Raw genomic sequence first — 23,476 nt, 5'->3', positions numbered from 1 at the left:
ATGGTCGAGACCCTGCTGGAAGTGCGTAATTTAAGTAAAGTTTTTCGCTATCGTACCGGCTGGTTTCACCGCCAGACGGTGGCAGCGGTAAAGCCATTGAGCTTCACCCTGCGCGAGAAACAGACGCTGGCGATCATCGGTGAGAATGGCTCCGGCAAGTCGACGCTGGCAAAAATGCTGGCGGGCATGGTGGAACCGACTACCGGTGAAGTGTTAATCGACGATCATCCCCTGCACTATGGCGACTACTCTTTTCGCAGCCAGCGTATTCGTATGATTTTTCAGGACCCGTCAACGTCGCTAAATCCGCGCCAGCGTATTTCACAGATCCTCGATTTTCCGCTGCGCCTTAATACGGATTTACAGCCTGAAGAGCGCCGCAGGCAAATTATTGAAACCATGAGAATGGTAGGCCTGCTGCCCGATCACGTTAGTTATTATCCGCATATGCTGGCACCCGGGCAAAAGCAGCGTCTGGGGCTGGCGCGTGCGCTGATTTTACGCCCTAAAGTGATTATTGCTGACGAGGCATTGGCCTCGCTGGATATGTCGATGCGTTCTCAGCTCATCAATCTGATGCTGGAGTTACAGGAAAAACAGGGTATCTCTTATATCTATGTAACTCAGCATTTAGGCATGATGAAACATATCAGCGATCAGGTTCTGGTGATGCATCAGGGGGAAGTGGTCGAGCGTGGCAGCACTGCCGACGTTCTTGCCGCCCCGCTACACGATCTTACCCGACGTCTGATTGCCGGACATTTTGGTGAGGCGCTGACGGCGGATGCCTGGCGTAAAGACCGTTGATGCCAGGCGACATCTGTACGTAACCGTTTAAACGACTGAACAGAACCGTGACACTGTCACTGCTCTATCCACTGCTGCGCCTATAGCCTCATCATGATGAGTAGCTTATAATGGCTGTTTATGGTTTCGTATTGCTGATTTTAGCAACAAACCGCCTGATTTTAGGCACATAAGATCTATTCAAATTAAGGATTAAAACGCTATGGGATTTCTTACCGGTAAGCGCATTCTGATCACTGGCGTCGCCAGTAAACTCTCCATTGCCTACGGTATCGCACAGGCTATGCATCGTGAAGGGGCTGAACTGGCGTTCACCTACCAGAACGATAAACTGAAAGGCCGTGTGGAAGGTTTTGCCGCTGACCTGGGTTCCAGCATTGTGCTGCCGTGTGACGTAGCTGAAGATGAAAGCATCACCGCGTTGTTCGACGAACTGGCAAAAAGCTGGCCTAAATTCGATGGTTTTGTTCACTCCATCGGTTTCGCGCCGGGCGATCAGCTGGACGGCGACTATGTCAACGCGGTAACCCGTGAAGGCTTTAAAATTGCTCATGACATCAGCGCCTACAGCTTTGTTGCGCTGGCAAAAGCCTGCCGTGAAATGCTAAACCCGGATTCTGCGCTGCTGACCCTGTCTTATCTGGGTGCCGAGCGCGCCATTCCTAACTATAACGTTATGGGTCTGGCCAAAGCATCTCTGGAAGCCAACGTTCGCTACATGGCGAATGCAATGGGTCCGGAAGGGGTACGTGTTAACGCCATTTCTGCCGGCCCAATCCGCACCCTGGCCGCTTCAGGCATTAAAGATTTCCGCAAAATGCTGGCGCATTGCGAAGCAGTGACCCCGATCCGCCGCACGGTGACCATTGAAGATGTGGGCAATTCTGCCGCGTTCCTGTGCTCTAACCTCTCTGCCGGTATCTCTGGTGAAGTGGTTCACGTTGACGGCGGCTTCAGCATCGCTGCAATGAACGAGCTGGAACTGAAATAAGTTTTTTGCCCTCTTTACGTCTGTAAAGAGGGTTATTTTCCCGCCTATATTCCTGTTTGCTATTAAATATCACCCTTCATTCTTTCATCCCTTCTCACGCTTACGCCAGGATATCAGGGTTAAACGATCCGTTGCACAGCGCCTGCTTACGCGCGGGTCGCCACCTCAGATCAAGGAAAGCCCATGGAGCAACGCCGCGTTTCTGGCAAAAGCCACTGGTATCATGAGACGCAGTCCAGTACCTGTCCGGCAGACGTCCTGCCGCTCGTCCCGGAAGCGGCCCACGTTGAGGATCGCTTCCTGCTTGGATTATCCCTTCCCGAGCCGCTGCTGACGTCCTGTGACGCCTGGATTGCCCCGGCAAGAGAGCTTGCTGCCCTCTTTTTCCCGCACCATGTGGCGCTAACCCGTCTGCTCACATTCAGTCCGTACGATCGTCTGAGCACGGCGCTGACCGTTGCACAGGTGTATGGCGTGCAGCGGTTATGCAATCATTATGCAGCGCGCCTCGCGCCACTTCCGGGTCCCGATTCTTCTCGTGAAAGTAATCATCGGCTGGCACAAATCACCCAGTATGCGCGACAGCTTGCCAGCTCTCCATCCGTCATAACGTCTCAAGCCGTACGGCAACTGGAACAAGTGGGGCTGACCACACACGACATCGTATTAATCACTCAAATTATTGGTTATGTCGGCTTTCAGGCCCGGGTAATCGCTACTTTTCAGGCCCTGCTGGCCCAGCCTGTTCGCTGGCTACCGGGTATGCCGGTACAGGATGATGCCCCGGCCACGCATTTTGCCACCCCGAATGCGCGATGGCGGTTGATTCTTCAGGGTATCGAATTACATCACACTTGCGCAGAGCAGACTGACGTTCTGGAAAAATGGCAGACGCTGTCGCCGCTTGAGGGATTGTTACCGCTTCTGGTGTACGATTGTCGTACGCTCGATGCCACCGCCAGGCTGATTACTCGTCTTCCTCCTGCGCCGTTTTCTGGCCTGACGGCACTCATTGGGGCGCGCATTAACGGTAGCGCCCACTGTTTTAATGCCGCAATTGATGCTAACGACGACCTGGCGGAAATTCGCACGCAGTCACTTGATACGTTACGGTCATGGGAACATAACCACCCCGCCGGACACGCCGTGATTCAGGCGGTACAGCTTCTTACCCGCGCGCCCGACCATTTCAGTGCCGCTCACTTTACCCCTCTTATTGAGCACGGGCTGTCCGTTGAACAGGCGGTTAACCTGCTTGCAGGCAGTGGGTTGTGCGGCTGGCTGAACCGATTAAGAATTGCCCTGGGGGAAATGGCCTGACCGCACATTCCTCAGGGAGATTGGTCAAACAGCGCTTGCTGGAAGGGTCATATTCGCGTAAAACTGTCAGCCGCTCTTAGGCCACGAAAATACACCATTATGCTTCAGGATAACCCGCTGCTTGCGCAGCTTAAACAGCAACTACATTCACAGACCCCGCGTGCTGAAGGGGTCGTTAAAGCCACGGAAAAAGGCTTTGGCTTCCTCGAAGTCGATGCGCAAAAAAGCTACTTTATTCCGCCGCCGCAGATGAAAAAAGTGATGCACGGTGACCGCGTTATTGCCGTGATCCACAGTGAAAAAGATCGTGAAAGCGCGGAGCCGGAGGAGCTTGTCGAGCCCTTTCTGACCCGTTTCGTCGGCAAGATTCAGAAGAAAGACGATCGTCTTTCTATTGTCCCTGACCATCCTTTACTAAAAGAGGCAATCCCCTGCCGCGCTGAGCGTGGCGTGGAGCATGATTTTCAAGACGGCGACTGGGCCGTGGCCGAGATGCGCCGTCATCCGCTGAAAGGCGACCGCAGCTTTTATGCCGGGTTGACACAGTTTATCACCTTTGGTGATGATCACTTTGTACCGTGGTGGGTGACGCTGGCGCGCCATAATCTGGAAAAAGAAGCGCCGGCAGGTCAGGCTGCTGAAATTATGGATGAAGGCCTTGAGCGTCGCGACTTAACCGCGCTGGACTTTGTGACTATCGATAGTGCCAGTACCGAAGATATGGACGATGCACTATTTGCTGAAGAGCTGGCCGACGGCAAACTGCAGTTGACCGTCGCCATTGCCGATCCCACCGCGTGGATCGCTCAGGGCAGTAAACTGGATGACGCAGCGAAAATTCGCGCTTTCACCAATTATCTGCCGGGCTTTAATATCCCGATGCTACCGCGTGAGCTGTCTGACAACCTGTGTTCACTACGCCCGCTGGAAGTTCGTCCCGTGCTGGCCTGCCGCATGATTGTTGACCAGGACGGCACAATCGAAGATAACATTGCGTTTTTCGCCGCAACCATCGAGTCCAAAGCGAAGCTGGCCTACGACAATGTGTCCGACTGGCTGGAAAATAACAGCAGCAGCTGGCAGCCGCAAAGCGAAAGCATTGCCCGCCAAATTACCCTGTTAAACCGAATCTGCCTGAGCCGCAGCGAGTGGCGTCTTAAACATGCGCTGGTGTTTAAAGATCGCCCCGATTACCGTTTTGTGCTGGGCGAAAAAGGCGAAGTGCTGGATATCGTTGCCGAACCGCGCCGTATTGCCAATCGAATTGTCGAAGAGTCGATGATTGCAGCCAATATCTGTGCGGCTCGCGTGCTGCGCGATAAACTTGGCTTTGGAATTTACAACGTCCATACCGGTTTCGATCCGGCTAACAGTGAGCAGCTTGCTGCCCTGCTTAAAACGCACGGTATCCATGTCGATACACAGGACGTGCTGACGCTGCCTGGCTTCTGCAAGTTACGTCGCGAACTGGACGCGCAGCCGACGGGCTTCCTCGACAGCCGTATTCGTCGCTTCCAGTCATATGCAGAAATTAGTGTTGAACCCGGCCCACATTTCGGTCTGGGGCTTGATGCTTACGCGACATGGACCTCACCGATTCGTAAATATGGCGATATGATTAATCATCGCCTGTTAAAAGCGGTAATTAAAGGTGAATCTATTGAGCGTCCGCAGGCCGATGTAACAATCCAGATGGCCGAACGTCGTCGTCTGAACCGTATGGCAGAACGTGATGTAGGCGACTGGCTGTATGCCCGCTTTCTGAAAGATAAAGCCGGAACGGATACTCGCTTTGCAGCGGAGATCGTCGACATCAGCCGCGGCGGTATGCGCGTTCGTCTGGTCGACAACGGTGCCGTTGCATTTATTCCAGCGCCTTTCCTGCACGCCGTTCGCGATGAACTGGTCTGTAGTCAGGAAACGGGTACCGTACAAATCAAAGGTGAGGTCGTCTTTAAAGTGACTGACGTTATTGATGTCACCATTGCTGAAGTGCGTCTGGAAACCCGCAGCGTTATCGCTCGTCCCGTCGTCTAATCTCTGATACTTCCCTAAAACCGCTTTTCACTTTTCGGAAAAGCGGTTTTATTATTAATGCCACGAATGCGACATGCCCCACTATTTTTCTGATTTTTTCCGCCAGAATCGCTAAAAACGTTCACACTGAGAGATACGACACCTTCTGTGCAGGGCATAAAGATGCTTAAATGCGACATATTCATTGTGCGGAGAGGATATGAAAAACCAGCCTGAGCATAATCTACTCTCTCGTTTTACCGGCAGCCCCAGCCCACGCTGGCGCTTTAAAGCTAACACCAATACCCTGTATCTGACAGCCAATGAAAATTCGTCCCTGACTCAGGTCATTACGCTTACAGCTGACCAGGCGGCGCGCATTCGCGAACTCAGTGTTATTACCTCCAGTCTTAAGATAACCCTTAATATTTATAATTCTGAGGTTCCTGTTCACCTGGTGGGCCGAAAAGTCAGCGCTGATGAATGGGCCGGAACCTCATCGGCATGGAATGACACATCTTCCGTAGCCCGCGATCTCGCGCAAAGCCTCTCTTTTGCTGAACAGGTTGTCTCAGAGGCGAACTCGGTGATTGTTATTCTTGACCGCCACGGGAATATTCAGCGTTTCAATCGGCTAAGCGAAGAATATGCAGGTAAGAAAGAGCATGAGGTTATTGGTCAAAGTATATTTAATCTGTTTATGACGCCGGGTGAGGCCAACGCGTCAAGAGAATATATTAATGATTTCTTTAATAACGGCAGCTCTTATGAGGTTGAACGCTGGATAAACACCCGCAAAGGACAGCGCTTGTTTCTTTTTCGCAATAAATTTGTCCACAGCGGCAGCGGAAAAAATGAAATTTTTCTTATTTGTTCAGGTACGGATATTACGGAGGAAAGGCGTGCGCAGGAGCACTTACGCGTGCTGGCAAATACCGATAGTGTGACCGGATTACCTAACCGCAATGCTATTCAGGAGTTGATCGCCGAAGCTATTGATCTGCGGGGTGAAACGCAGGTCGGTATTGTTTACCTGGATCTTGATAACTTCAAAAAAATTAACGATGCCTACGGACATATGTTTGGCGATCGATTATTGCAGGCGGTGTCGCTGGCTATTTTGAGCTGTCTTGAGGAAGGTCAGCTGCTGGCGCGTCTCGGTGGCGATGAGTTTATTGTGCTCGCAACCAGTACGTCACAGGCGGCACTTGAAGCAATGTCATCGCGCATTCTGCATCAGCTACAGCAGCCCTTTCGTATCGGCCTTATTGAGGTCTATACCAGCTGCTCTTTAGGTATTGCGATTGCGCCTCAGCACGGAGAAGATCGTGAAAATGTGATTCGAAATGCCGATACCGCAATGTATACCGCCAAAGAAAGTGGCCGGGGCAAATTTTGTGTATTCGCACCTGAGATGAATCAGCGCGTATTTGAGTATTTATGGCTGGATACGAATTTGCGTAAGGCACTGGATAATTTACAGTTGCAAATACACTACCAGCCCAAAATCGACTGGGATGGTGAAGTACACAGTCTTGAAGCGCTGGTTCGCTGGCAGTCGCCTGAACGCGGATTGATCCCGCCGCAAGAGTTTATTGCCTACGCTGAAGAGTCAGGACTGATTGTGCCTCTGGGGCGCTGGGTCATGGTGGAGGTAGTGCGTCAGCTGGCGGTATGGCGGGATAAAGGCCTGGATCTGCGCGTGGCGGTCAATGTTTCTGCCCGACAGCTGGCAGATCAGACGATTTTTAGCGATCTTACTCAGGCGCTAAAGGAATTTCATTTTGATGATTGCCCTGTCGATGTGGAGCTTACTGAAAGCTGTTTAATTGAAAATGCTGAACAGGCCCATTCCGTCATTCAGCAGTTCAGCCAGCTGGGCGCGCAAATCCATCTTGATGATTTTGGTACCGGCTACTCCTCTCTCTCCAAGCTGGCGCATTTTCCCATAAACGCCATTAAGCTGGATAAAAGTTTTGTTCGTGACGTGCATAAGCAAGCCATTTCACAATCTCTTGTCAGGGCCATTATTGCTTTTGCCCAGGCACTCCAGTTGCGGGTTATTGCTGAAGGTGTCGAAACAAAGAAAGAAGATATCTTTCTTACCCGCAATGGCGTTAATGAAAGGCAGGGTTTTTTGTTTGCTAAGCCGATGCCAGCCGATGATTTTGAAAAATGGTATCGCGAGTATCAGACAAAAACTGTCCATTGACAGGATTTTTTTTACTTTCCTTTTAACATTGATTTTTGCATGATTGGAATGACGTTTTTTCATTGAAAAAAGGATATAACATGACCGATCTCACTCTGCACAGCCTGGCCCATCGCATTGATACAGTACTTGATATTCTGGTAGCTGGCGATTACCACTCGGCAATTCATAATTTAGAGATCCTCAAAGCTGAACTTCTGCAGCAGGCACAAGACCCACAGCTAAATACATCCGATAGCCCTAAATCTCCGTGGGAAATTTAGTATAAGGGAAACGTGACTGATAGTGCCGTAGCCTGAGAGCAAGCTATTTCGCGCAAAAACCCTGAATAGCCGGGATTTATCGTTTATATGCTTATTGATAAATGCCGCCACACAGCGTGCCGCATAGCAGGCTGCTGACCTTCTCTAAGATTTATCCTGGTAATGAATTAAGATTTTTTACCTGTCTGTTCAATGATAAAGACCTAAAATTATCTTAACGAAACGACAGGCCAGAATGATCACCTGCGTAATCTTTTGCACCTGCACAACAATACTCATGGATGGCCCCATTATTATGGTTACCAGCTATAATAAAAGGGAAATTCTTCCATGAATCCATTATTCAGGAGAAGGTATGATGAACTTAACAAGTAAAAAAGTCGCCGCTGCGGTTCTGGCCGTCACTCTGGCTGTTTCATTGAGCGCCTGCTCAAACTGGTCTAAACGCGATCGTAATACCGCTCTGGGTGCCGGCGCGGGTGCACTCGGCGGTGCAGTCTTATCCGACGGTAGCACGCTGGGTACGCTGGGTGGTGCGGCAGTGGGTGGTGTTATTGGCCATCAGGTCAGCAAGTAACTTTCTCCTGACCAAGGCGTTATCATCGCGAATAGCGCATTCTACAAACGAGCCACGGTATTATGCCGTGGCTCGCCTATTTTAACCGCCAGCCAGCTTAACTTTCATGCCTTTTGCTTCCAGAAGTGACTTAATCAGCTCCCGCTTATCGCCCTGAATCTCGATTATGCCGTCTTTAAGCGCGCCACCGCAGCCGCATTTTTTCTTAAGCTCTGCGGCCAGTTTATTCAGGGTTGCATCATCTGCATCAATACCGGTAATTAAGCATACCCCCTTCCCTTTACGGCCACTGGTCTGACGCTGGATACGTACAATACCGTCTCCTTTCGGCCGCTGGGGAGCAACCACAGGTTCGTGGATACGGCCTGAGTCAGTAGAATAAACTAAACGTGAATTATCAGAGTCGTTCATCGGGCCTCCGTATGCAGCGATGCGTTGATAGTACGTAATGTCCGTAATGGATCGGCAGACTGCGTGACAGGGCGACCGATAACCATATAATCCACTCCTGCTGTCTGCGCCTCTTGCGGCGTCATGATCCGTCGCTGGTCGCCGGCATCGCTTCCCGCCGGACGAATACCTGGGGTAATCAATTTGAAAGACTGCCCTAGTTCTTGCTTAAAGCGCACGGCTTCTTGTGCTGAACAGACTACCCCATCAAGCCCACATTGCTGGGTCAGACGAGCCAGTTTTGCCGCATAATCTGCTGGCGTTGACATAACGCCTAAATCTGCAAGATCGCTGCCTTCCATACTGGTGAGTACGGTTACGGCAATGAGCAGCGGCGCATCGTTGCCAAAGGAAACCAGCGCCTCTCGCGCCGCGTTCATCATTCGTGCTCCGCCGGTTGCATGGACATTGACCATCCACACGCCGAGATCGGCCGCGGTGGCGACTGCACGTGCAGTGGTATTAGGAATATCGTGAAATTTCAGATCGAGGAAGACGTCAAAACCACGTTGATGAAGATCGCGGATGAGCTGGGGTCCATAGCGGGTAAACATTTCTTTACCCACCTTAAGACGGCAATCTTGCGGATCAATCCGGTCAACAAATGCCAGCGCACTGTCACGGTTATCGTAATCGAGAGCCACAACTACCGGAGAAAGCGTGGCGGAGCGTGAAGAAGAGAGAGCTGAAGACGTCATGACCGAACCTTCCTGATAATGGCGCAAACAAGGCGCAAAAAAGGTAAACGGGCAGCATTCTACCTGCGGCAACGTCAAATTGACAGACTGCATTTTTTCCTGCCAGGCAAAACGACTATGGTGGCCGGACAAAAGCTAAAAATGCCAATAAGTATGTTGTAACTAAAGTGAGTGTTTTTTTGAATTATTGCCCGTCAAGTCCGCGAATAGGTTTCACCGTCGACCAGGCGCGGCAGGATGGACAGTGCCAGTAGAGGGAGTAGGCGGTAAAACCACATTTTTGACAGCGGAAGCGCGGCTTGCTGCGTACCTGCTCGCCGACCATGTCGCGCAGCACCATCAGACTCTCTTTAGCCCGCCCCTCTTCCGCTTCATTAAGATGGTAGTCCATCAGCTTATGAAAAACGCGCATTGTTGGACGCTGCTGCAGGTGGCGCGTGACATAAATTTGGGCACTCTCCTGGCCATCACGCTGCTCGACGATATCCGCCAGCATCAGTTCTGCCGTTGCACCGACGTTTTCTTCTACACAGCGGCGCAAAAACTCCGCCCATTCATCTTCTTTACCCAGCTGCTGATAACAGGTTTGCAGCATCTCCAGCGTTTCACTCACCAGCTCTTTATCCTGGTCAATCACCCGCAGCAGGCTTTCAACCGCTTTAGCGTAATCGCCTTTCGCCATTAGCACGCGCCCCATCATGATGGAGATGCGTGCGCTACTGCGATCGGCTGAGGCACCTTTTTTCAGCAATGACATGGCTTTATCCATATCATCATTTGCCATCTGCTGTAGCGCCAGCTCGCAGTAGAAATGGGCAATTTCGCCACGGTGTTTCTCTTTACCAAGCTTAACCAGACGTTCAGCGACGTCGATAGCTTTTTGCCAGTCACTGGTGGCCTGGGCAATTTGCAATAGCTGTTGCAGTGCGCTGATGCGAAAGTCAGTTTCATCGACCAGCTGGCTAAACATATCCTCAGCCCGGTCATACATCCCTGCGGCCATGTAATCGCGCCCAAGCTGCTGCACGGCCAGTAAGCGCTGATCGTAGGTCAATGACGCGCTTTCCATTAAGGTCTGGTGAATGCGAATAGCCCGGTCGACCTCGCCCCGGGAGCGAAACAGATTCCCCAGGGTGAGATGAGCCTCAACGGTACCGGTGTCTTCTTTCAGCATATCGAGGAACAGATCGACGGCTTTATCCTGCTGATTGCTTAACAGGAAGTTGACCCCGGTCACGTAGTCACGTGACAGGCGATTAGCATCGTCCTGTTTGGACTGTTGTGCACTTCTGCGCCCCATGTACCACCCATAGGCAGCCGCAACAGGTAAAAGCAGAAATAACAACTCCAGCATAGATGATTATTCCTTCACGACCGGAACGCCCGGCGCTGTCGACACTGCCGTGTTCAGGGTTTGGTTTTCCAGGCGCTTAATTTTGCGCTCAGCGTACATAAGCGAGACGCGAAGGCGTAGCCAGAACAGACCGCAGATAAGCCAGCCAATAGCAAAGCCCGCGGCAAATAATGCGGCAAGCAGCGTGGAGATTCGGAACTCTCCTTTCGCCAGAAGATAATTGAATGTTACGACCTGATCGTTTTGCGCACCCAGGGTGACCGAGATGACGAAAATCGCTAATACCAATAAGAAAATGAGTAAATATTTCACATTACTTCCCGTTATGTGGCGTGAGCGTTTAAAGAGTATTCAGCCTGGCGCTTCCAGCCCTATAAAGTACCATTTCCGTGCTGTGTACGAAATGGAAAAACGTCACGCCTGTGCTGGATTTAAGGGCGAATGAACAGATTTTCAACCCCAGTTAGCGTTTCTGCTCGCGTTCTTTGATTTCTCGGGCTTCTTCTCCCGGCGGCGTGAGCGGACCACAGATACGCTGAGCCAGCCAGACGGCGACGGTTACCAGTAGCCATGAGATTAACGTAGCAACAATTAAATCACGCGGCCAGTGCATCCCCAGTAGCATCCGGCTCCCCATCACTGCTGTTGCCCAGAGCAATAAAACGGCAATGGTGATCCTGCGACGACGTGGCCACAGTAATCCGACGCCCAGTAATGCCCAGCTGGCGGCAAAAAGCGTGTGCCCTGAAGGAAAGGCAAAACCCGTTTCTTTTTGCCAGTGCTTACGTAAAAAAGTGGGGATATTATCCTGTTCTGTCAGAAGTTCTTTGACCATTTCACCGCGTGCTTTACGTTTTAAAGTGTAGAACTCATCGGCAGGAATATGATGGGTTTTTTCCAGCCACAGCACAAAGGGTCGCGGCTCCTGTACCTGCTGTTTGACCCATGACTTTGCGCCCTGACCAATAAGAATGGCCCCGCCTAAAATGGCAAACAGCATAATGGCCGGACGTAAACGAAAACGCAGGCACCAGAAAAACCAGGCGCAGAGGATCACGTGCGTAATAATTCCCCATGGCTGGGTGACCGTTTCAGTCACCCAGTACAGCATTTTTAACCATACGCTGTCTGCGCCTGGCTCCCAATGCCATCCGGAGATCCATACCAATACAGGCATGATAAGTAACAGTGCAGCGCCTGCTGACGTGCGCCTGACGATGGAAAACATAGTCTCTCCTGATAAATAGCCTCTCAAATGATAACTGAAATTTAGCGATGCGGGGCAAACGGTCTGTTTGTTCGCTTAATGTGCGTTCAAAATCGGGTAATTAGGAGAAGTTGAAAACATTGTGGCAAAATAGCCACATACAGAAGACACGAAAGGTGTCCGTCTACTCTGGAGAATCACATGCAGCTTAAACGAGTGGCAGAAGCCAAACTGCCAACACCCTGGGGCGATTTCCTGATGGTGGGATTTGAAGAACTGGCAACCGGACAAGATCACGTTGCATTAATTTATGGCGATATTTCCGGGCAGACGCCAGTGCTGGCACGCGTTCACTCAGAATGTCTGACCGGGGATGCTCTGTTTAGTTTACGCTGCGACTGCGGTTTTCAACTGGAAGCCGCGCTAACCCATATTGCCGAAGAAGGCCGCGGCGTGCTGCTGTATCACCGTCAGGAAGGGCGTAATATCGGATTACTGAACAAAATACGCGCTTACGCATTGCAGGATCAGGGCTACGATACCGTTGAGGCCAACCATCAGCTGGGTTTTGCAGCTGATGAACGCGACTTTACATTGTGTGCCGATATGTTCAAATTGCTGGGCGTAGATGAAGTTCGCCTGCTGACCAATAACCCGCTGAAAGTCGAAATTTTAACTGAGGCGGGAATAAATATTGTCGAACGCGTACCGCTGATCGTTGGTCGCAATCCGAACAATGAACACTATCTCGACACCAAAGCCGAGAAGATGGGACATTTATTAAATAAGTAAGCGTCAGCGCGGTTATGGCAGCAATGCCACCCTATCCGCGACTGAATCAATGCAGAGGCCCGATCGCCGGGCCTCTGAGTTGTGTTAATTAAGCATATTACGGATCACGTAATGCAGAATACCATCGTTCTGGTAGTAGGTTAGCTCGGTAGCCGTATCAATGCGACAGCGGCACTGAATCACCTCAGACGTCCCGTCAGAACGCGTCAGGTTTACCGCGATATCGGCCCCGGGCTTAATATTCTGCACACCCGGCACATCAATTGACTCTTCCCCGGTCAGGCCCAGCGTTTTACGGGTCACGCCCTCGGGGAACTCGAGTGGCAAAATACCCATTCCGATCAGGTTGGAGCGATGGATCCTCTCGAAAGACTCGGCGATCACCACCCGGATACCCAGCAAACGCGGCCCTTTAGCGGCCCAGTCACGGCTGGAACCCGAACCATACTCTTTACCGGCAACGATCGCCAGCGGGGTGCCTTCCTGCTGGTAACGCATCGCAGCATCATAAATTGAGATAACATTGGTGTCCGGCAAATGGCGCGTCATCCCGCCCTCCACGCCGGGCACCATTTCATTACGAATACGAATATTGGCGAACGTTCCTCGCATCATGACTTCATGATTACCGCGACGTGAACCGTAGGAGTTAAATTCATTGCGTTCGACGCCGTGATTTAACAGATAACGCCCTGCCGGACTGTCTGCCTTAATGCTACCAGCGGGAGAGATATGGTCGGTGGTAACTGAATCGCCCAGCATGGCAAGTATCCGCGCGCCGTGAATATCTTTCACCGGCTCAGGTTCAGCTTGCATCTCTTCAAAGAAGGGAGAAAGCCGGATATAGGTTGAATCACTCTGCCAGCCATAGGTATCTGAGCTTTCTACCTGAATAGATTTCCATTCCGGTGTGCCTTCGAAGACCTCTGCATATTCCTTGCGGAACATTTCGGTCGAGACTTGTTCAACCGCACGGGCAATCTCGCGCCCGGTTGGCCAGATATCCTTAAGATAAACCGGGTCGCCGTTTCGATCGTGTCCCAGTGGATCGGTCGCCAGGTTAATATTCATATTTCCGGCCAGCGCATAAGCGACCACCAGCGGAGGGGAAGCCAGCCAGTTGGTTTTGATCAGCGGGTGGATTCGGCCTTCAAAATTGCGGTTGCCTGACAGCACGGCCCCCACGGTCAAATCCCCTTTTTTGATGGCCACTTCAATCGGCTCCGGCAGTGGGCCAGAGTTACCGATACAGGTGGTGCAGCCATAACCCACAAGGTTAAACCCAAGTGCATCGAGATAAGGTGTCAACCGCGCATGCGCCAGATAATCAGAGACAACTTTCGAGCCGGGAGCCAGCGATGCTTTAACCCAGGGCTGACGCTTGAGGCCAAGTTTAACCGCTTTTTTCGCCAGTAAACCCGCCGCCATCAGTACGCTGGGGTTAGAAGTATTGGTACAGGATGTAATGGCAGCGATAGCCACCGCACCGTCAGGAAGCTGGTACTGATGCCCGTTCAGCGTATAGTCGACCGGTTGACGATCTTTATGCGAGGTATTCACTTCCAGCTCAGCGCTGGCGGCAAAAGCCCTGGGAACATCACCGAGCGCAACGCGGTCCTGTGGACGTTTAGGTCCGGCCAGACTTGCCTCGACGTCACCCATATCCAGCGCCAGCGTGCTGGTAAACACCGGTTCATCACCGGTATTTCGCCACATCTGCTGGGCTTTGGCGTAGGCTTCTACCAGTTCAACCTGTTCATCACTGCGTCCGCTAAGGCGCATATACTCAAGTGTGACGGCATCAATAGGGAAAAAACCGCAGGTTGCACCGTACTCCGGGGCCATATTGGCAATGGTTGCCCGGTCGGCAAGCGGTAATGTATCCAGACCATCACCATAAAATTCGACAAATTTCCCGACCACACCATGCTTACGCAGCATTTGCGTAACGGTAAGCACCAGATCGGTGGCGGTGATCCCTTCGTTCAACTTTCCGGTTAATTTAAAACCGACAACATCAGGGATCAGCATCGATACCGGCTGGCCCAGCATTGCGGCTTCTGCCTCAATACCGCCCACGCCCCAACCGAGTACGCCAAGCCCGTTAATCATGGTAGTGTGCGAATCGGTGCCGACCAGCGAATCAGGATACGCCACCCACTCTTTGTCCTGAAGTTCGCTCCACACTGCCCTGCCCAGATACTCAAGATTTACCTGATGGCAGATCCCGGTTCCGGGCGGTACAACGCTGAAACGGCTAAACGCCTGCTGGCCCCAGCGTAAAAACACGTATCGTTCGTGGTTACGCTCCATCTCAAGACGCACGTTCTCGCCAAACGCGTCGTCATCACCGAAGTGATCGACAGTAACGGAGTGGTCAATAACCAAATCGACCGGAGAAAGTGGATTCACTTTGGCGGTATCGCCGCCAAGACGTTTGACCGCCTCACGCATGGCGGCCAAATCAACCACTGCGGGTACGCCGGTGAAGTCCTGCATCAGTACCCTGGCCGGTCGCCAGGCAATTTCGCGGTCGGCGTGGCCGGTTTTAAGCCATCCGGCCAGCGCATGGATATCGTCGGCGGTGACAGACGCATCATCCTGCCAGCGTAACAGATTTTCGAGTAATACTTTCAACGACTTGGGCAGACGGGTAAGATCACCAAGTTCTTTTGCGGCCAGCGGCAGACTGTAATAGTGCCAGGTTTTATCGTGTAGCGTTAATGTATCCTTACTGGCTTCGCGTAGGGTTGACGACATAGCTCCTCCTTTATGACAGGGATTGCGGTACCCCGATCTTTTACAGGGTTTGCATTAAAGATAACACAAACATGTCGTAACGTTTTGATAACAACTCAAATTGATAAAGAGACGATTTTGCCCGGAAACAGAATAATAAGACGCAAGCGCCCCTCAGAAATCCGGGCCGGCGGGGAGTAAATTATCAGGGAGTCTGTAAAAGTGAATATTCAGTGAATAGTGAGAAGCTGCGATATTGGCCGACATATAAACAAAACGGCCCCCTTTTTCAGGAACCGTTCAGGCAGGTATTTAGCACCGGGGTATTTCGTTTAGCGGATCAGCATCCAGACAAGCTGTGTCCAGGCCAGCACAGAGAACGCAAGCGCCCCGAGCCACGACCAGTATTTTGTATCGCCAGGGTAATTCATCTTGTACACCGTAAGAGTAATCAGTATCCCGCCGCTGCCGGCATGGTTTTATTGTTGTGCTGTAATCAGGGGATTATTTATTCGCTAACGGACGCTAGCCCCAGAGTCTCCAGATCGCAAAGATAATAACCGCCCAGAACAACGCTGAGCCAATAAACACGGTACGCCATGCTTTACGCTCAAGGTGCGGATCTCTTTTCGGCTGATCGCTTCCAGTGGACATTACAAACCTCGTGAAATCGGCACTGCTTATCATTTTATGCACCAGCAATTGGCGTAAACAATCTCAATTGAGACGAATCCTAATCAAAAGCGAGCGAAAAATCCAGCAAATTTGCCTGTTCGATTCATGGAATTATTCAATCTTTAGACATCACATAAATAATCGAAATATCAGACTGGCGTGGCAGGCAAAATGGATCTACTTTGCCGCTTTGGAATGGAAGTATAGTCTGCAACGGGAAGGGTTTTAATGCTCAACATGCTGCGAGGTCTCCCGCGTAAGAAGACCTCATTCACTGGCTATTATTTTTCGGGCAACTTAATGTCTTTAAACATTTCTTCGATATCTTCATTCGAACGCAGGGCAACAGCCGTGTCCACCACATCACGCGTCAGGTGCGGCGCAAAACGCTGAATAAAATCATACATGTAACTGCGCAGGAACGTGCTGCGACGAAAACCAATCTTAGTGGTGCTGTGACTGAATACGCCGTGCGCATCAAGACGCACCAGATCGGGATCGGCAATGGGATCGACAGCCATGCTGGCAATAACGCCCACCCCAAGGCCCAGCCTGACGTAAGTCTTAATGACGTCTGCATCGGTCGCAGTGAATACGATACGCGGGGTTAACCCGGCGCGGTTGAAGGCGGTATCCAGTTCAGAGCGGCCGGTAAAGCCAAAGGTGTAGGTGACTAAAGGATATTGCGCCAGCTCCTCGATAGTCACAGAGGATTTAGAGGCCAGCGGATGCTCCGGCGTCACCACAATCGAACGATTCCAGTGATAGCACGGAAGCATTACCAGATCGTCATAAAGGTGCAATGCTTCGGTGGCAATAGCGAAATCGGCGTTTCCCTTTGATACTGCTTCAGCTATCTGGGTAGGCGATCCCTGATGCATATGTAATGACACGCGTGGGTAGCGCTCAATAAACCCTTTGATCACCCCGGGTAAAGCATAGCGAGCCTGGGTGTGCGTAGTTGCTACGTAGAGTGAGCCTTTATCTGGCCAAGTATGTTCACCGGCAACGGATTTAATGGCATCCACCTTCGACAATACTTCACGCGCGATACGAATAATCTCCTGACCTGCGGGCGTTACCTGGGTCAGATGTTTACCACTACGGGCAAATATCTGCACGCCTAATTCATCTTCCAGCATCCGGACTTGCTTACTGATCCCTGGCTGGGAGGTGTAAAGGCCTTCTGCGGTGGAAGAGACGTTGAGATTATGGTTTACCACCTCAACGATGTAACGAAGCTGTTGTAGTTTCATGGCGCGCCATCCCGGTAAACGCAAGGTCAATCGCTTAAGACGATTTAAGACTAAAAAAGAAGCTGACTATAACCACTATATCACTTATAACCACACTGTATAGATATGATTAAAAAATAATAGCGTTAAATATAAAAGGGCCGACAAGCGGCCCTTTGAAGGATGGGAGAGGTAAATAATTAAGAATTACTTCTTACCTTCAACCCACTTACCATCGATAAAGAAAGCTGACCAGCCAGTGGCTTTGCCGTCTTTCTCGGCAGCAACATATTGCTGTTTCGTTTTACGGCTGAAGCGCACCAGCGTTTTATTCCCTTCAGGATCCTGCTGCGGTGCATCTGCCAGATAGCGCAATTTTTCCGGCAGGCGATCGCGGAAGCGGTACAACTCTTCCACACGCGGCGCACGCGTTTCACGCGATTTCGGGAAGGTGTTTGCCGCAAGGAATACCCCTGCTGCGCCGTCACGCAGCACAAAATACGCGTCCGATTTCTCGCACGGTAATTCTGGCAGCGGGACCGGATCTTCCTTCGGCGGTGCAACCTCGCCATTACGCAGAATTTTACGCGTATTCTTACAGTCGTCGTTGGTGCACGACATGTATTTACCAAAACGCCCCATTTTCAGGTGCATTTCAGAACCGCATTTTTCACACTCAACGATTGGGCCGTCATAACCTTTGATGCGAAACTCACCTTCTTCAATCTCATAACCGTCACAGGTCGGGTTATTACCGCAAACGTGAAGTTTACGCTTCGGATCGATCAGGTAGCTGTCCATGGCTGTGCCGCATTTCTTACAGCGATGCTTGGCACGCAGGGCATTAGTTTCAGCGTCATCGCCTTCAAGCACGTTAAGCACTTCATTTTCCGGCACCAGGTTAATGGTGGTTTTGCAGCGCTCTTTGGGTGACAGCGCATAGCCGGAGCAGCCAAGGAATACGCCAGTACTGGCTGTGCGTATTCCCATCTTACGGCCACAGGTCGGGCAGTCGATGCTGGTCAGAACCATCTGATTTGGCTGCATACCGCCTTCTGCCGGATCTTTCTCTGCCGTCTGAAGCTGCTCACTAAACTCAGCAAAGAAGATATCGAGCACTTTCTGCCATTCGGCTTCATGGCGGGCAACCTGATCGAGACGATCTTCCATTTGCGCAGTGAAGTCGAAATTCATCAGCTCACGGAAATTATCTTTCAGACGATCGGTGACAATCTCACCCATTTTTTCGGCATAGAAACGACGGCTTTCAACGCGGACATAGCCTCTGTCCTGAATGGTCGAAATAATCGATGCATAGGTCGACGGACGACCAATACCGCGTTTTTCCAGCTCTTTAACCAGCGAAGCTTCGCTAAAGCGTGCAGGCGGCTTGGTGAAGTGTTGTGCCGGCACGATATCAACCAGCGAAAGTTCATCGCCCTGGTTAACGGCAGGCAGGATACGGTCTTCATCGCCTTTACGCAGGGCGGGCATGACTTTCGTCCAGCCGTCAAAGCGCAGGATCCGACCACGCGCTTTCAGACGGAAGCTACTGGCCTTCACTGTCAGCGTGGTGGAGTCGTACTGCGCAGGTGTCATTTGGCAGGCAACGAACTGACGCCAAATCAGCTGATAAAGCTTCTGGGCATCGATTTCCATGTCTTTCAGGGTGTCAGCTTCCACCGCGACATCAGATGGGCGAATGGCTTCGTGCGCCTCCTGAGAGTTGTCTTTACTGGCATACTGATTGGGATCGGCCGGCAGATATTTTTTACCAAACTGCTCGCCAATATAGCCCCGCACCATTTCCACCGCATCTTTACTCAGATTGGTCGAGTCGGTACGCATATAGGTGATGTAACCCGCTTCATAAAGACGCTGCGCCAGCATCATGGTCTTTTTCACCCCATAGCCCAGGCGAGTACTGGCCGCCTGCTGTAGCGTAGAGGTGATAAAGGGCGCGCCTGGCTTACTGCTCGTCGGCTTGTCTTCACGTTCAAGCACGCTGTAGCGGGCTTTTTCCAGCTCACTGACCGCCGCCATGGTGGTTTCACGGTTCACCGGTCGGAACGGTTTATCGTTCTGATGCGTGACCTGTAGCGGAAGCGAATCTCCGCCTGGCGTGGCAACACTGGCATCGACTTCCCAGAACTCTTCCGGAACAAATGCCTTAATTTCACGTTCGCGCTCAACGACCAGACGCACAGCGACGGACTGAACGCGTCCGGCTGATAATCCGCGAGCGATTTTTTTCCACAGTAGCGGAGAGACCATGTAACCCACGACGCGGTCCATAAAACGGCGCGCCTGCTGGGCATTAACCCGATCAATATTCAGTTCACCAGGCTTTTCAAAAGCCTGTTGGATCGCGTTTTTGGTAATTTCATTAAACACTACGCGACTGTAGCGTTTGTCATCGCCGCCGATCACTTCCCGCAGGTGCCATGCAATGGCTTCCCCTTCGCGGTCAAGGTCGGTTGCGAGATAGATATGATCGGCTTTTTCAGCCAGCTGTTTCAGTTCTGCGACAACCTTTTCCTTACCCGGGAGCACTTCATATTGCGCTTCCCAGTTATGCCATGGGTCGATACCCATACGGTTGACGAGCGCGCCGCGTTCATCCTTTTTGGGCTTTTTGGCCGTTTTGGTGGAGGCAGAGTCAGCGCTCTTTTTGGCGGCTGAGCCACTGGTCGGCAAATCGCGGATATGACCCACGCTGGATTTAACCACGTAGTCATTACCAAGATACTTATTGATCGTTTTGGCTTTTGCCGGGGACTCAACGATAACGAGAGCTTTACCCATATTCACCTTTACCTAATTTGATTCTTCCAGGAATACATCGCACGTTGATTCAGGTTCTGCCGCGATGAGCCGTTGATATTGCGACCCGATCAGCAGAGATCAACCCCTCAGCCCAACTGCCTGTTACGCACACGGTCACAGGTGGCTGAGTTACTTCGCTTTTCTAAGCTACGGTGATATAGCACGACGAACTTTCGGTCGAATGTCAAGCAAATCTGTTGCCAGATTATCGAAAGGGTCTCACTGTACCTGATAAAATCCGTTACGCAACTTTATTAGCATGCAAAAACAAAACCCGCCAGCCCGAGGCGCAGCAGATCCCACTGTTTTTCTGGGGGAATATTTGCCCATGAGCCCCGCAGGACGTAGACTATCGACAGTTTGCTAAGGAGTAAAAATATGAAAAGTGAAACGCAACCTATCGATCGCCTGACGCTGCTACTGGAAGCTAATAAGTTAATTCGTGAACATGAAGATACGATGGCCGGTATCGAGGCCACCGGTGTTACCCAGCGTAACGGCGTGCTGGTGTTCAGCGGCGAGTACTATCTTGATGAAAATGGACTGCCGACCGGAAAAAGCACCGCGGTATTTAATATGTTTAAATATCTGGCACATCAGCTATCGGAAAAATATCACCTGGTCGATTAACTGCTATTCAATGACCGGGCGGCCGGCACGCCGCCGCCCGGTCGTTTGATCAGCCCAGAGGCTGTTGTCCACGCTGCCACCAGCGCATGAGCAAACGGTCGGCGCTTTCTGCCGCACTCCCGGTGAAGCGCTCCATCAATTTTTTGCGCTGCAGGAAGCGAACGTTCAGCACTTCCCGGCCTTCCATAAGCCCCAGCAGCAGCTCGTCACTGGTGCTGACTACGTCAACCAGGCCGTTATGTAGCGCCTGTGAACCATACCAGTGTTCACCGGTTGCTACCTGCTCAATATCCAGCGTTGGTCGCATCTGCTTCACGAAATCTTTGAACAGGACGTGCGTTTCATTCAAATCTTCACGAAATTTCTGCCGCCCTTCTTCCGTATTTTCACCGAGCAAGGTCAGCGTGCGCTTATATTGACCTGCGGTATGCAGTTCAATATCGATATCTTTACTTTTCAGGAAGCGATTGAAGTTAGGAACCTGAGCCACAACGCCGATGGAGCCAATAATCGCAAACGGCGCGGAGACAATTTTGTCCGCAACACACGCCATCATATACCCGCCGCTGGCTGCCACTTTGTCAACGGTCACCGTTAGCGGAATGTTACGCTCACGAATGCGCTGGAGCTGCGATGCTGCCAGACCGTAGCCATGTACTACCCCGCCCGGACTTTCAAGACGGACCACCACTTCATCTCCCGGCTTAACAACGGCTAATACGGCGGTAATTTCTTCACGCAGTGAATTGACCTCGTGTGCATCCATGCTGCCTTTGAAATCCAGGACCCATATCCGCGGTTTACCGGTAACGGTCGCTTCGCCCAGTTTTGCTTTCGCTTTTACTGCTTTTGCGTCTTGTTTACGCTTTTTCTTTTGCGCTTTATGCCAGAGTTTCTGTTGATGTTCATCCAGCAGCGATGCTGACATATTTTCCTGCATCTCTTTGTACTGCTCGCTGAGATTGGTTACCCGCAATTCTCCACGCTGACGTTTGCGCTGCGTCAGATTGATAATCAATATCGCAATGACTGCTATCGCCACGACAACCGTGACAATTTTTGCCAAAAACAGACCATATTCAGAGAGTAATTCCACACTTCCACCTTGGTTAAAATCATTTAACGTCTGTTCCCAGTGTACATCACCCTCTTCGCCCCGTCTCGGATCGTCATAAACCGTTGCGAGGCGGATTCAGGAAAAATTTCTCGTCTATGAAATAGTTGCAAAGTATGAACAGAGGCAAAGCTCTCCTCAAGGCTGATTGAATTCAGGTGAATTTTAGGGCATAAACCCCTTTTTATTTCCGCTGTAAGCAGGAGGACCGTCGTGCATTACCAACCGCAACGTGACTTACTACAACATCATATAATTCTGGTCACCGGTGCCAGCGACGGTATCGGCCGCGAGGCCGCGTTAACCTACTCTCGTTACGGTGCCAGCGTTATCCTTCTCGGGCGCGACGAGAAAAAGCTGCGCAGCGTTGCCGATCATATTGCAGCAGACGGCGGAATACCTGCGCCGTGGTTTACGCTCGATCTGTTGACCTGTACGCCGCAAGAATGCCTGCAGCTGGCGCAGCAAATAGCGATTCACGTACCACGGCTGGATGGTGTACTGCATAACGCTGGTTTGCTGGGTGAGGTCATCCCAATGAATGAGCAAAAACCGGACGTATGGCAGCAGGTGATGCAGGTAAACGTTAACGCCACCTTTATGCTGACTCAGGCGCTGCTTCCTTTATTACTCCGCTCAGAGGCAGGCTCGTTAGTATTTACCTCTTCAAGCGTGGGTCGCCAGGGTCGGGCCGGATGGGGTGCCTATGCGGTGTCGAAATTTGCGACTGAAGGTATGATGCAGGTGCTGGCCGAAGAGTATCAGAACTCAACGCTGCGCGTGAACTGTATTAACCCCGGCGGGACGCGTACCGGAATGCGTGCCAGCGCGTTTCCACACGAAGATCCGCAAAAACTGAAAACGCCTGCCGATATTATGCCGCTGTATCTGTGGTTGATGGGCGACGATAGCCGCCGTAAAACCGGCATGACATTTGACGCTCAGCCGGGCCGCAAACCGGGGGTGGCACAATGAGTGAGGAGCGCTACCAGCAACGCCAGCAGCGGGTAAAAGATCAGGTTGATGCCAGAGTGGCTGCGGCTCAGGATGAACGCGGTATTGTTATTGTTTTTACCGGCAACGGAAAAGGAAAAACAACGGCGGCATTTGGGACTGCAACACGGGCAGTTGGCCACGGTAAAAAAGTCGGCGTCATCCAGTTTATCAAGGGGACCTGGCCCAACGGCGAGCGTAATCTGCTTGAGCCTCACGGGGTAGAGTTTCAGGTAATGGCAACCGGATTTACCTGGGATACCCAGGATCGTACCGCCGATACCGCTGCCTGTCAGGCAGTCTGGCAGCACGCAAAACGGATGTTGAATGATCCTGCGCTGGATATGGTACTGCTTGATGAGCTGACCTATATGGTGGCTTATAATTACCTTGCGCTGGATGAGGTGCTTACCGCCCTGGCCGCTCGCCCACCGCATCAAACCGTTCTGATCACCGGCCGCGGATGTCATCGGGATATTCTGGATATCGCGGATACGGTTAGCGAGTTACGTCCGGTGAAACATGCATTTGATGCAGGGATCAAAGCGCAGATTGGAATTGACTACTGAGGAAACAG

22 protein-coding genes are annotated in these 23,476 nt (G+C 51.5%); 11 read left to right on the top strand and 11 right to left on the bottom strand.

What is annotated here, in order from left to right; all coding sequences use genetic code 11:
- The 7 genes from sapF (at position 1) to osmB (ending at position 8,186) form a co-directional block, all read left to right on the top strand.
- Positions 1-807, top strand: coding sequence for a peptide ABC transporter ATP-binding protein SapF (sapF, locus tag AC791_RS11100; protein ID WP_049840496.1), 807 nt, complete (start codon positions 1-3; stop codon positions 805-807).
- 202 nt (positions 808-1,009) lie between these two features.
- The gene (fabI, locus tag AC791_RS11095) at positions 1,010-1,798 is read left to right on the top strand and encodes an enoyl-ACP reductase FabI (protein WP_049840495.1); all 789 of its coding nucleotides are present in this window, start codon (positions 1,010-1,012) and stop codon (positions 1,796-1,798) included.
- A gap of 183 nt (positions 1,799-1,981) precedes the next feature.
- Positions 1,982-3,118, top strand: a complete 1,137-nt coding sequence (locus tag AC791_RS11090) for a carboxymuconolactone decarboxylase family protein (protein ID WP_049840494.1) — start codon at positions 1,982-1,984, stop codon at positions 3,116-3,118.
- 99 nt (positions 3,119-3,217) lie between these two features.
- The gene (locus AC791_RS11085) at positions 3,218-5,155 is read left to right on the top strand and encodes an exoribonuclease II (protein ID WP_049840493.1); all 1,938 of its coding nucleotides are present in this window, start codon (positions 3,218-3,220) and stop codon (positions 5,153-5,155) included.
- A gap of 199 nt (positions 5,156-5,354) precedes the next feature.
- A complete protein-coding gene (gene pdeR / locus AC791_RS11080) occupies positions 5,355-7,346 on the top strand; it encodes a cyclic di-GMP phosphodiesterase (protein WP_049840492.1) in 1,992 nt (663 codons plus the stop codon).
- A gap of 80 nt (positions 7,347-7,426) precedes the next feature.
- Positions 7,427-7,609 carry a hypothetical protein gene (locus AC791_RS11075; protein WP_049840491.1) on the top strand — a complete coding sequence of 61 codons (183 nt, stop codon included), beginning with the start codon at positions 7,427-7,429 and terminating at the stop codon, positions 7,607-7,609.
- Between the two features lie 358 nt (positions 7,610-7,967).
- Positions 7,968-8,186, top strand: a complete 219-nt coding sequence (gene osmB, locus AC791_RS11070) for an osmotically-inducible lipoprotein OsmB (RefSeq protein WP_049841607.1) — start codon at positions 7,968-7,970, stop codon at positions 8,184-8,186.
- 81 nt (positions 8,187-8,267) lie between these two features.
- On the opposite strand, the gene yciH is transcribed toward osmB, so the two are convergent.
- The 5 genes from yciH to pgpB form a co-directional block, all read right to left on the bottom strand.
- On the bottom strand, positions 8,268-8,597 hold the full coding sequence (gene yciH, locus AC791_RS11065) for a stress response translation initiation inhibitor YciH (protein ID WP_049840490.1): 330 nt from the start codon (positions 8,595-8,597) through the stop codon (positions 8,268-8,270).
- Entirely contained in the window at positions 8,594-9,334 is a 741-nt protein-coding gene (pyrF, locus tag AC791_RS11060) for an orotidine-5'-phosphate decarboxylase (RefSeq protein WP_049841606.1), read from the bottom strand. Before pyrF ends, yciH begins: the two co-directional genes overlap by 4 nt.
- 184 nt (positions 9,335-9,518) lie before the next feature.
- The gene (lapB, locus tag AC791_RS11055; RefSeq protein WP_049840489.1) at positions 9,519-10,688 is read right to left on the bottom strand and encodes a lipopolysaccharide assembly protein LapB; all 1,170 of its coding nucleotides are present in this window, start codon (positions 10,686-10,688) and stop codon (positions 9,519-9,521) included.
- 6 nt (positions 10,689-10,694) lie between these two features.
- Entirely contained in the window at positions 10,695-11,000 is a 306-nt protein-coding gene (locus AC791_RS11050) for a LapA family protein (RefSeq protein WP_049840488.1), read from the bottom strand.
- A gap of 151 nt (positions 11,001-11,151) precedes the next feature.
- On the bottom strand, positions 11,152-11,916 hold the full coding sequence (gene pgpB / locus AC791_RS11045) for a phosphatidylglycerophosphatase B (protein ID WP_049840487.1): 765 nt from the start codon (positions 11,914-11,916) through the stop codon (positions 11,152-11,154).
- 180 nt (positions 11,917-12,096) lie between these two features.
- Here pgpB and ribA point away from each other — a divergent pair, with 180 nt between their 5' ends.
- Complete coding sequence (gene ribA, locus AC791_RS11040; protein WP_049840486.1) at positions 12,097-12,687, top strand: GTP cyclohydrolase II; 591 nt, start codon at positions 12,097-12,099, stop codon at positions 12,685-12,687.
- 84 nt (positions 12,688-12,771) lie between these two features.
- Here the strand turns inward: ribA and acnA are convergent, their stop codons facing one another.
- From acnA to topA, 5 genes are all read right to left on the bottom strand, one after another.
- The gene (gene acnA / locus AC791_RS11035) at positions 12,772-15,447 is read right to left on the bottom strand and encodes an aconitate hydratase AcnA (RefSeq protein ID WP_049840485.1); all 2,676 of its coding nucleotides are present in this window, start codon (positions 15,445-15,447) and stop codon (positions 12,772-12,774) included.
- Positions 15,448-15,758: 311 nt separating this feature from the next.
- The gene (gene ymiC, locus AC791_RS20925) at positions 15,759-15,857 is read right to left on the bottom strand and encodes a small membrane protein YmiC (protein WP_322842783.1); all 99 of its coding nucleotides are present in this window, start codon (positions 15,855-15,857) and stop codon (positions 15,759-15,761) included.
- Positions 15,858-15,951: 94 nt separating this feature from the next.
- Positions 15,952-16,080: a YmiA family putative membrane protein gene (locus AC791_RS19820; protein ID WP_077264627.1), complete on the bottom strand. Its 129-nt coding sequence runs from the start codon at positions 16,078-16,080 to the stop codon at positions 15,952-15,954.
- 302 nt (positions 16,081-16,382) lie between these two features.
- Positions 16,383-17,357: an HTH-type transcriptional regulator CysB gene (gene cysB, locus AC791_RS11030; protein WP_049840484.1), complete on the bottom strand. Its 975-nt coding sequence runs from the start codon at positions 17,355-17,357 to the stop codon at positions 16,383-16,385.
- 186 nt (positions 17,358-17,543) lie between these two features.
- The gene (gene topA / locus AC791_RS11025) at positions 17,544-20,141 is read right to left on the bottom strand and encodes a type I DNA topoisomerase (RefSeq protein WP_049840483.1); all 2,598 of its coding nucleotides are present in this window, start codon (positions 20,139-20,141) and stop codon (positions 17,544-17,546) included.
- A gap of 399 nt (positions 20,142-20,540) precedes the next feature.
- Here topA and AC791_RS11020 point away from each other — a divergent pair, with 399 nt between their 5' ends.
- Entirely contained in the window at positions 20,541-20,792 is a 252-nt protein-coding gene (locus AC791_RS11020) for a YciN family protein (protein WP_049840482.1), read from the top strand.
- A gap of 49 nt (positions 20,793-20,841) precedes the next feature.
- Here the strand turns inward: AC791_RS11020 and sohB are convergent, their stop codons facing one another.
- The gene (gene sohB, locus AC791_RS11015; RefSeq protein WP_049840481.1) at positions 20,842-21,888 is read right to left on the bottom strand and encodes a protease SohB; all 1,047 of its coding nucleotides are present in this window, start codon (positions 21,886-21,888) and stop codon (positions 20,842-20,844) included.
- A 231-nt stretch (positions 21,889-22,119) separates the two neighbouring features.
- Between sohB and AC791_RS11010 the strand changes: the two genes are divergently transcribed.
- Both AC791_RS11010 and cobO read left to right on the top strand, forming a co-directional pair.
- On the top strand, positions 22,120-22,881 hold the full coding sequence (locus AC791_RS11010; RefSeq protein WP_049840480.1) for a YciK family oxidoreductase: 762 nt from the start codon (positions 22,120-22,122) through the stop codon (positions 22,879-22,881).
- On the top strand, positions 22,878-23,468 hold the full coding sequence (cobO, locus tag AC791_RS11005) for a cob(I)yrinic acid a,c-diamide adenosyltransferase (protein WP_049840479.1): 591 nt from the start codon (positions 22,878-22,880) through the stop codon (positions 23,466-23,468). Before AC791_RS11010 ends, cobO begins: the two co-directional genes overlap by 4 nt.
- Positions 23,469-23,476: the final 8 nt, after the last annotated feature.

This window comes from Klebsiella sp. RIT-PI-d (genome assembly GCF_001187865.1).
Taxonomy (GTDB): domain Bacteria; phylum Pseudomonadota; class Gammaproteobacteria; order Enterobacterales; family Enterobacteriaceae; genus Superficieibacter.
Note: the sequence above shows the minus strand (reverse complement) of the source record. Positions and strands in the feature narration are given on the sequence as shown.

Bases quoted from the DNA above. Each gene is read 5' to 3' on its own strand.
- pgpB (WP_049840487.1), bottom strand. From the start codon at position 11,916: ATGTTTTCCATCGTCAGGCGCACGTCAGCAGGCGCTGCACTGTTACTT.
- AC791_RS19820 (WP_077264627.1), bottom strand. From the start codon at position 16,080: ATGTCCACTGGAAGCGATCAGCCGAAAAGAGATCCGCACCTTGAGCGT.
- AC791_RS11075 (WP_049840491.1), top strand. From the start codon at position 7,427: ATGACCGATCTCACTCTGCACAGCCTGGCCCATCGCATTGATACAGTA.
- pdeR (WP_049840492.1), top strand. From the start codon at position 5,355: ATGAAAAACCAGCCTGAGCATAATCTACTCTCTCGTTTTACCGGCAGC.
- topA (WP_049840483.1), bottom strand. From the start codon at position 20,141: ATGGGTAAAGCTCTCGTTATCGTTGAGTCCCCGGCAAAAGCCAAAACG.
- AC791_RS11090 (WP_049840494.1), top strand. From the start codon at position 1,982: ATGGAGCAACGCCGCGTTTCTGGCAAAAGCCACTGGTATCATGAGACG.
- cobO (WP_049840479.1), top strand. From the start codon at position 22,878: ATGAGTGAGGAGCGCTACCAGCAACGCCAGCAGCGGGTAAAAGATCAG.
- AC791_RS11020 (WP_049840482.1), top strand. From the start codon at position 20,541: ATGAAAAGTGAAACGCAACCTATCGATCGCCTGACGCTGCTACTGGAA.
- fabI (WP_049840495.1), top strand. From the start codon at position 1,010: ATGGGATTTCTTACCGGTAAGCGCATTCTGATCACTGGCGTCGCCAGT.
- osmB (WP_049841607.1), top strand. From the start codon at position 7,968: ATGAACTTAACAAGTAAAAAAGTCGCCGCTGCGGTTCTGGCCGTCACT.
- ymiC (WP_322842783.1), bottom strand. From the start codon at position 15,857: ATGAATTACCCTGGCGATACAAAATACTGGTCGTGGCTCGGGGCGCTT.
- lapB (WP_049840489.1), bottom strand. From the start codon at position 10,688: ATGCTGGAGTTGTTATTTCTGCTTTTACCTGTTGCGGCTGCCTATGGG.
- AC791_RS11085 (WP_049840493.1), top strand. From the start codon at position 3,218: ATGCTTCAGGATAACCCGCTGCTTGCGCAGCTTAAACAGCAACTACAT.
- cysB (WP_049840484.1), bottom strand. From the start codon at position 17,357: ATGAAACTACAACAGCTTCGTTACATCGTTGAGGTGGTAAACCATAAT.
- yciH (WP_049840490.1), bottom strand. From the start codon at position 8,597: ATGAACGACTCTGATAATTCACGTTTAGTTTATTCTACTGACTCAGGC.
- ribA (WP_049840486.1), top strand. From the start codon at position 12,097: ATGCAGCTTAAACGAGTGGCAGAAGCCAAACTGCCAACACCCTGGGGC.
- sapF (WP_049840496.1), top strand. From the start codon at position 1: ATGGTCGAGACCCTGCTGGAAGTGCGTAATTTAAGTAAAGTTTTTCGC.
- pyrF (WP_049841606.1), bottom strand. From the start codon at position 9,334: ATGACGTCTTCAGCTCTCTCTTCTTCACGCTCCGCCACGCTTTCTCCG.
- acnA (WP_049840485.1), bottom strand. From the start codon at position 15,447: ATGTCGTCAACCCTACGCGAAGCCAGTAAGGATACATTAACGCTACAC.